Origin of the sequence: Gallibacterium salpingitidis, assembly GCF_001678495.1 — a bacterium.
Classification (GTDB): Bacteria; Pseudomonadota; Gammaproteobacteria; order Enterobacterales; family Pasteurellaceae; genus Gallibacterium; species Gallibacterium salpingitidis.
The window spans coordinates 1-9098 of sequence record NZ_JTJL01000066.1 but is presented as its reverse complement, the minus strand read 5'-3'; the positions used below and the strand labels follow the sequence as shown (position 1 = coordinate 9098).

6 protein-coding genes are annotated in these 9098 nt (G+C 37.2%); 5 read left to right on the top strand and 1 reads right to left on the bottom strand.

Features of this window, described 5'->3' with window-relative positions; translation table 11 throughout:
• Window positions 1-321: 321 nt before the first annotated feature.
• The 3 genes from rplY (at window position 322) to accD (ending at window position 2465) form a co-directional block, all read left to right on the top strand.
• A complete protein-coding gene (gene rplY, locus QS62_RS10770) occupies window positions 322-606 on the top strand; it encodes a 50S ribosomal protein L25 (RefSeq protein WP_066110060.1) in 285 nt (94 codons plus the stop codon).
• An 80-nt stretch (window positions 607-686) separates the two neighbouring features.
• On the top strand, window positions 687-1484 hold the full coding sequence (gene truA / locus QS62_RS10765; RefSeq protein ID WP_066110058.1) for a tRNA pseudouridine(38-40) synthase TruA: 798 nt from the start codon (window positions 687-689) through the stop codon (window positions 1482-1484).
• 87 nt (window positions 1485-1571) lie between these two features.
• On the top strand, window positions 1572-2465 hold the full coding sequence (accD, locus tag QS62_RS10760; RefSeq protein ID WP_066110056.1) for an acetyl-CoA carboxylase, carboxyltransferase subunit beta: 894 nt from the start codon (window positions 1572-1574) through the stop codon (window positions 2463-2465).
• 82 nt (window positions 2466-2547) lie between these two features.
• On the opposite strand, the gene QS62_RS10755 is transcribed toward accD, so the two are convergent.
• Window positions 2548-4263, bottom strand: coding sequence for a DUF262 domain-containing protein (locus QS62_RS10755; protein WP_066110054.1), 1716 nt, complete (start codon window positions 4261-4263; stop codon window positions 2548-2550).
• A 171-nt stretch (window positions 4264-4434) separates the two neighbouring features.
• Here QS62_RS10755 and QS62_RS10750 point away from each other — a divergent pair, with 171 nt between their 5' ends.
• Window positions 4435-6108: a SulP family inorganic anion transporter gene (locus tag QS62_RS10750; RefSeq protein ID WP_066110052.1), complete on the top strand. Its 1674-nt coding sequence runs from the start codon at window positions 4435-4437 to the stop codon at window positions 6106-6108.
• A gap of 23 nt (window positions 6109-6131) precedes the next feature.
• Entirely contained in the window at window positions 6132-8540 is a 2409-nt protein-coding gene (mrcB, locus tag QS62_RS10745; protein ID WP_066110050.1) for a penicillin-binding protein 1B, read from the top strand.
• Window positions 8541-9098: the final 558 nt, after the last annotated feature.

Sequence of the window (9098 nt, the reverse complement as noted above, 5' to 3'; positions counted from 1 at the left end):
ATAAGATTTTCCGGGCGGCAAAAAAAGAGATTTTTCTCGCAAGCTCGAAAAATTGACAGCTTTTTTGCCTGAAAATCTTATCTGCATTCGGGCAAGAGTGAGAGGGAACCCAACAGACTTTTATTGAGATTTTTTATAAACTGATTTATTTATCCAAACCACATCTTAGTAGCAAAACAAAAACATTGCATTTTTAGGTAATTTCTCTATAATGCCCCCGCTGATTTCATTCAGCATCAATTTCGTCAAGCCGCTGGGTCGCCTGTGGCTTGTTTTGTTTAACGACCTAGTATTTTAGGTTTTAACTAAAGAGATATAAAAATGTTTAAATTTAACGCTGAAGTTCGTCAAGCGCAAGGAAAGGGTGCGAGCCGCCGCTTGCGTAGAAATGGTCAAATTCCTGCTATCGTATATGGCGGTGAAGAAGCACCAGTATCAATCGTTTTAAATCACGATGAATTAAATAACGCTCAAGCACAAGATTCATTCTATTCTGAAGTTATTACTTTGGTTATTGATGGCAAAGAAGTTGCTGTTAAAGTACAAGCTATGCAACGTCACCCATTCAAACCAAAACTCGTTCACATTGACTTCAAACGTGCTTAATTCACTTTGTTAAAAAAAGAACACCAACAAATTTGTTGGTGTTTTTTTATCTAAATACAGATCTTTTCCTTTGATATATGATGAAAAAAATCGCTCTTGGCATTACTTATAACGGTTCGGGTTATTTTGGCTGGCAAAAACAACAATCGGTACAAAGTATTCAAGGCGAGCTAGAACGCGCCTTAAGCATTGTTGCTAATGAACCGATTGAGATTTTTTGCGCTGGACGTACTGACGCCGGCGTTCATGCTACCGGACAAGTGATCCATTTTGAAACCAATGCAACACGCCCCTTACAGGCTTGGACATTTGGTACTAATGCACATTTGCCTGATGACATTGCAGTAACTTGGTCGCATCAAGTTGATCCTGAATTTCACGCACGTTTTAGCGCATTGTCACGCCGCTATCGTTATATTATTTATAATCAGCCGCAACGCCCCGCTATTCTTGCTACCGGTCTTACCCATTACTATCAACCATTAAATGCAGAATTAATGCATACGGCTGGGCAATTTTTATTAGGGGAAAATGATTTTAGCTCGTTCCGCGCAGCACAATGTCAATCGAAATCCCCCAATCGTAATGTCCACCATTTAAATGTGACACGAAAAGGCCACTATATTATAGTAGATATTCAAGCAAATGCCTTTGTTCACCATATGGTGCGTAATATTGTCGGTAGTTTATTAGAGGTCGGAGCAGGTAATCAACCGCCAGAATGGATCGCTTGGTTATTACAACAAAAAGATCGTACCCTCGCGGCACCAACTGCGAAAGCTGCTGGTTTATATTTAGTTGAAGTCGCTTATCCAAGCCAATTTGGCTTACCGAAAAATGCCGTAGGGCCACTTTTTTTAGCGGATTCAATTGAGTAAGCACAAGGAAAAGATACTCAATTCCTTAATTTTATGCTTTAATAACGCCCGCATTCGCAGTCATTCCAACATTGGAGATAAATAAATATGAGCTGGATTGAAAGAATTTTTAATAAAAACCCGATTTCAGGCGCGCGTAAATCGAATGTTCCTGAAGGAATTTGGACTAAATGTACTGGTTGTGAACAAGTTCTTTATCGTGAAGAATTAACACGTAATTTAGAAGTTTGCCCGAAATGCGGTCATCATATGCGTATTGATGCACGTACTCGTCTGTTGGCATTGTTAGATCCTGATAGTGCAGTCGAACTAGCCGCTGACCTTGAACCGCAAGATATCTTAAAATTTAAAGATTTAAAACGTTATAAAGATCGTCTTTCAGCTGCGCAAAAGCAAACCGGTGAAAAAGATGCGTTGATTGCTTTTTCTGGCAAGTTATATGAAATGCCGATCGTTGCCGCTGCATCTAACTTTGATTTTATGGGCGGTTCTATGGGATCTGTCGTTGGTGCAAAATTTGTGAAAGCTGCTGAAAAAGCGCTAGAAGATAATTGTCCATTTGTTTGCTTCTCTGCTAGCGGCGGCGCGAGAATGCAAGAAGCGTTAATTTCATTAATGCAAATGGCGAAAACCAGTGCAGTATTAGCAAAAATGCGTGAACAAGGTGTGCCATTTATTTCTGTATTAACCGACCCAACACTTGGCGGTGTTTCTGCAAGTTTTGCAATGTTGGGCGATATTAATATTGCTGAGCCAAAAGCATTAATTGGTTTTGCTGGCCCACGTGTTATCGAACAAACTGTACGTGAAAAATTACCTGAAGGTTTCCAACGCAGTGAATTTTTACTTGAGAAAGGTGCGATTGATATGATCGTACATCGTAAAGAGATGCGTCAAACTTTAGCAAGCATTTTAGCTAAATTAACCGGTCAACCATCTCCATTTAAAACTCCAGAGTTGGTGGAAGTGGGAGAAGAATAAGATTAATGATTAAGTTGTACCATTGATGAACAATGGTACAACTACTTCCTAGTATTATCGTTTCATCACAATAAATACATTATTAATTTAATTGAGATACTCTCCAAACTGTTATAGCTTGATTTGCCATCCATATTTGCCTACTTAATATTTTTTCAGCTGTCCACTCCATATAATCATTTGCTAATTTCCTCGTAATTTCAAAATTACTTTGCTGAAAAACAGGACGTTTATGAAGATAATCTAAAGTACCCAAATCACGATTTGTTCCTGATTGAAGTAAAGTCATATTACCTAAACGATATACCAAAGCGTTACTCTCATCATTGTTAAACCCACCCCAACCATCAGGTGCATTCTGAGGTAAGACATGTTCAATATTAAAACTATCACTTGAAAAATCATATTCACTACCAGAACATTGTTTTTCTAATGCACATAAAATATAACGTACAATTCGTTTAGTTCTTGAATCTGTTGTTTTTATTACTTTTTCAGCGAAATCTGCTTTAAAACGAGCATCATCAATATAAATTGGTTTCAATAATGGCCAAACTTGTGATAATAAAGTAATCTTGTCTTGACTAATTTGCTCAGCAATAGTGTTATAAATCCTTTCTTGTTCTGTTGGGCTATACGCACCAATAGTGTTATATCGAAAAGAAATCACTTTTATAGCACGTAATAATTCTGAAAAATTTTCAGCTGAAAACTTACGTTTGGCTGCAAGTAATAATGAAAATGGTTGTTTTACTCTACACATTTTTAAAATCACTGCCGCCTGTTTATCATTTTGAGGCCAATTTGAAGCTTCTGGTGATGAAAGAGCAAGATAATGATCTAAATCTTCTTCCATGCCACGAATGAGCGAAAAAACAGTTTCTCTATCATTAACATTATTACGGATTGTTTTGAATAATTCCGCTTGTCTAGATAGTTTATATCTACTATTCCAATGTGTACGCAAAAAGTCAGGAAATTTCTCAGATTGCAAACGACTAACCATACTTTCCCAACGATCCTCTAAGTTTTTTAGTTCTAAAAGTGATTCTTGAGATTTATCCAATACTGAAAATAGGTAATTTTTTAATAAATCCGTTGAAGATAAACGAACTCCACGTGCATTTAATGTTTCAAAAACTTTATAAGCATTTAATTCATCTGTTACTGTAATGACAGTAAAAAATAAGCCATCACTAATATCTTCAACTAACTGAGCTAAAACTTTTCCTTTTTCTCCTTGTGTATTTTTTAAATAGTTTGCTACTTGTTTATCAAACCATTCAAAAGCTTTACGTAATAAGTGCTCTGATGCTCGGAAACCTCGTTGAGGTAAATGCCCCAAAGGAACTAAATAAGTTTGAAAATAGTCATTATTATTACGATTTAATGTTAATTTTGAACGAGAAATCAACGTAACTGGATCTAAATAACCAATATAGGTTTGACGAATTTGATCTAAACGTTGCTTATTCCGCTCTGAATCAATTCCTTCATCAATTAAACGTTGTAAATTCTTCAAAATCGCAAGTATGATCAAAGTTGAGGTAGTTAAACGTTGCTGTCCATCAATTACATCAAAAGATTTATCATCCGTAGATTGCAGCACTAAGTAACCCATATAATGAGAAAAATCTTCATCTCCCTTTAATATGGATAAAATATCTGCCCATAAATCTTCCCATTGTTCTAGATCCCAGCTATAGTCACGTTGAAAACGGGGAATTTTATAAGTTAAACCATTCCCAATTAACTTTCTAAATGTATTATTTTCTGTTTTAAAATTCGTTGTTGCCATAATCTATAACCTTTCATCATACTTAATGCACAATGAATTTTTACATTTCTATCAACAATATACAACTCCTCTTTTTTAATGAATTAACTATAGTTTTTTACTTATTCCTTATTGAGAAACACCACTACTCCTTTATAATATCGTCTTCATTTCTTATTAAAATTCATCATTATGTTTGCAATCCAAGAAGCCTATAAAGCCGGGCTATTACAAAAAAAATATTGGCTCAATAATCTCGTTGCTGGTGTGATTGTCGGTGTGGTCGCTTTACCTTTAGCAATGGCGTTTGCAATTGCTTCTGGCGTTAAACCTGAACAAGGCATTTACACATCTATTATTGCTGGTTTAGCCGTTTCTCTCTTTGGCGGCAGTCGTTTACAAATTGCCGGCCCTACCGGCGCTTTTATTGTGGTACTTTCCGGTATTACGGCTCAATATGGCGTTGAAGGCTTACAAATCGCTACCCTAATGGCAGGATTAATCCTTTTTGCTTTAGGTATTAGCAAAATGGGTGTGATTATTAAATTTATTCCAGCACCGGTTATTGTCGGTTTTACCGCCGGAATTGGCGTCATTATTTGGGTGGGACAATGGCGTAACTTTTTCGGATTACCTGAAATTAGCGGCCAACACTTTCATCAACAAGTATGGCAATTATTGCAAGTGTTTCCACAACTTCATCTTGCTACTACTTTATTAGCGATTGCAGCATTATTATTAGTTTTATATGCGCCAAAAATTAAATATCTCCATCGTATTCCAGGCCCTTTAGTCGCTTTAATCATTATTACTGTGATTCAACAATTTGCGCAATTTGATGGTGTAAAAACTATTGGTAGCGTTTTCGGTGGTATTCCGCAAGGATTACCTGAATTCTCTATTCCGCGTTTAGAATGGAATCAAATGATTACCTTAATTGGCCCTGCATTTACTATTGCGATGTTAGGCGCAATTGAATCTTTGCTTTCTGCGGTAGTAGCAGATGGTATGGCAGGCACAAAACACCAATCTAACCAAGAATTAGTTGGACAAGGAATTGCGAATATTCTTGCGCCATTATTCGGTGGTTTTGCCGCTACCGGGGCAATTGCTCGTACTGCAACCAATATTCGTAACGGCGGTAATAGCCCATTAGCCGGTATTATTCACGCAATCACATTAATCATTATTTTGGTAGTATTAGCGCCATTAGCATCCAATATTCCATTAGCTGCATTAGCGGCAATTCTTTTTGTCGTGGCGTGGAATATGAGTGATGTACGCCGTTTCTTAAATATGGTGAAACGTGCACCGCGTGCAGATGTAGTCATTCTCTTGATTACCTTTTTCCTCACTGTTTTTGCCGATCTAGTAATTGCGGTGAATATTGGTGTAATTCTTGCTACGCTCTACTTCTTAAAACGAATGGCATCAAGCGTCGAAGTTTCGCCTAGCAGCGCTCGTGAAATTAATGCTGAATTAAACAGACAAGGTGAAAATAGCGCGTTACCTGATTCTGCATTAGTGTTTGCCTTAGAAGGGCCATTTTTCTTTGGGGCAGTGGAAAATTTTGAGCGTGCATTAGCAGGTACAAATACTGATGCGAAATTTTTGATTATTCGTTTAAAATGGGTGCCATTTATTGATATGACCGGCATTCAAGCCTTAGAAGATGTGATTCGTTCATTGCATCGTCGTAATGTGCTTGTTATGTTTTCTGGCGCGAACAAGCGTGTCGATCGCGAATTGAAAAAATCAGGCATTATCCAATTAATTGGTGAAGAACATTATTTTGCGCATTTTGAACAGGCGCTTGAACACGTCATTGAGTTGGATAAACAAGATCAAGCAAATAACAATGCTTAATAAAACACAATAAGTAGTTAATTATGGCAGAAAATTCACCTAAACAAGCACCAAAGAAACAACGTCCAGTGCTTAAGGATAGATTTCTCTCTTTCTCCGTTAAACTGGGAATTACCGCCGTTTTTATGGTTGGTTTTTATGGCATTTATTTGGACGGAAAAATCCGTTCTAAAATGGATGGTCAGATCTGGCAATTACCTGCCGAAGTTTATGGGCAAATTCCGACTATTAAACAAGAAACACAACCCTCTTTGGAAGAGGTGAAAAAAAGTTTAATCGAAAATGGTTATCGGCAAACTTCTCTGCTCGCTGCGCCGGGTGATTTTAAAATTGATCAAGATACGATTGTGTTAATTCGTCGTGCCTTTGCCTTCCCTGAACATCCTGAACCACAACGTGTTTTGCGTTTACGCTTTCAGCAACAACAATTAACGGCAATTGAAGACTTGGTCGCGCGTAAAGTTGTGCCAGAATTTCGCTTATCACCAAAATTGATAGCGATGCTAAACTCTGAAGATGAAGAACGCTTAGCAATTCCTTTGCAACAATATCCACGCTTTTTAATTGATACTTTAATTTTAACCGAAGATCGTAATTTCTTTTCTCACGATGGAGTGAGTTTTATCGGTATCGCTCGTGCATTAATTAATAACTTGAAAGCAGGGCATACCGTACAAGGCGGAAGTACACTCACGCAACAATTGGTGAAAAATCTTTTTCTTAGTAATGAGCGTACTCTTACCCGTAAATTTAATGAAATCATTATGGCGATTATGTTAGATGCTCATTATGATAAAAATCGTATTCTTGAAACCTATCTTAATGAGATCTATTTAGGGCAAAGCGGTGATACACAAATCCATGGTTTTGCCTTAGCGAGCCAATTCTATTTTGGTCGTCCAATTCAAGAAATTAACTTAGATCAGATTGCGTTATTAGTCGGTATGGTAAAAGGGCCGTCATTGTATAATCCTTGGCGCAATCCTGAAAATGCAAAAAAACGTCGTAATACAGTGTTACAACTTATGTTAGAACACAACATTATCGACAATGCACTCTACCAAATGTTAAGCCAGCGTCCATTAGGTGTACAGGCGCAACGTCCGATTCAACAACCGCAACCAGGCTTTATGCAGGCGGTGCGTCAAGAATTAAATCAATTATTAGGTAATAAAAAACTTAATTACCTTTCTGGTGCGCGAATCTTTACCACTTTAAATCCTGAATTACAAACACAAGCTGAAATCGCAGTAATCAGTGGCACAAATCAGTTGAAATTACAACATAAGATTCCTGATTTAGAAGCAGCAATGTTGATTGCTGATTATCGTACTGGTGAGATTCAAGCATTAGTCGCTGGTACTGATGTGCATTACGCCGGTTTCAACCGCGTCTTATCAGCAAAACGTCAAATTGGTTCACTTGTCAAACCGTCTGTTTATTTGACCGCACTCTCTTATCCAGAACGTTTTGCATTGAATACACCAATTAAAAACCAACCGATCAGTATTCCATTAAAAGGTCAGCCAGCTTGGCAGCCACGTAACTATGATCGTAAATATAGTGGTTCAGTAACATTGTTAAATGCATTAGTACGTTCTTTAAATATTCCTACTGTCAATATTGGTATGGCGGTTGGGTTAGATAATATTATTCGCAATCAAAAAAGTATGGGGTGGGATCAAGCGACTATTCCACGCGTACCATCAATGTTACTCGGCTCTTATTCTATTTCGCCGTATGATGTCACTAAACTTTATCAAGTCATTGCTAATAAAGGGGCGAAAGTCCCATTAACGACAATTCGCAATATAGTTGAACGAGATGGTCATCAATTCTATCAACGTACGATTAATCCTGAACAAGTGGTAGCGGAAGAAGCGGTTATAGAAACACTCTTTGCAATGCAACAAGTGGTAGATCGAGGTACTGCGCGTAGTTTACAACCACAATTTGCATCACTACATCTTGCCGGAAAAACAGGAACCACAAATGATGGGCGCGATACTTGGTTTGTGGGTATTGATGGTAACAATGTTACTACCGTCTGGGCTGGTTTAGATAACAACCGTAAAACCAAATTAACCGGAGCTTCTGGCGCATTACAAATTTATAAAGCCTTGTTAGGTAATATTGATGTGACTCCATTAAAACTACCATTAACCTCCACTTTGAAATGGGTTAGAGTCGATAGCCATGGTAGTTGGGCATGTAATGGCGGCGGACAAGAAATTCCTGTATGGATCAATTACAATCCTTGCGGCGCTGGTGAAACTCAACCTAGCGATACGCAACCGAGTATTTGGGACGCATTGCAGTTAAATGATTCTGTTGATGAAGCGACAGAAGATGATACACCAGATAATAATGGCAATAGCAATAATAGCAACGGTAATAATGTTCCTGTTGAGGAAGCTGTTCCTGTTCAGTAATAACAAAAAATTAAATTTGAAATAATGATGTAAATAATGTCCTTAGATTGACTGTAAACGATATATTCAGATTATGAATCGTCATAAGTCACCAAAACGCACTGAACTCAGTATTTCAATAGCAGAAACCCTCTTCAAGATTGAAGAGGGGTTGGGAGATTTGAAAAAACTAGCCCTTTCACAGTGTTTTCTAAAAATTATCCAATAATATCAATACATTAAAGCAATTCCAGCTATTTATTTGATATCTTAATTTAAATCTTCCCTAACCCTTCTTTATTTCATTAAAGAAGGGAACCTATCATCATTTGAATTGAGATTAGTGCTTTGTGGTAAGATTTTTTTCATCATTTAAATGAAGGTCAATTATTTGTGGCAATTCTTTTTTATTGCTCAATATATCCCAAACATCATTACTATTACCAAACTGCACTGAACCGCACGCTTTAATAACAAAAAACCTCTTCAAAATTGAAGAGGTTCAGCTTATTGACAAAGTCAATTATAAAACTTTTAGCTAAATTATTTCTTATCTAAATTTTAGGTTTCGCCCTAAAG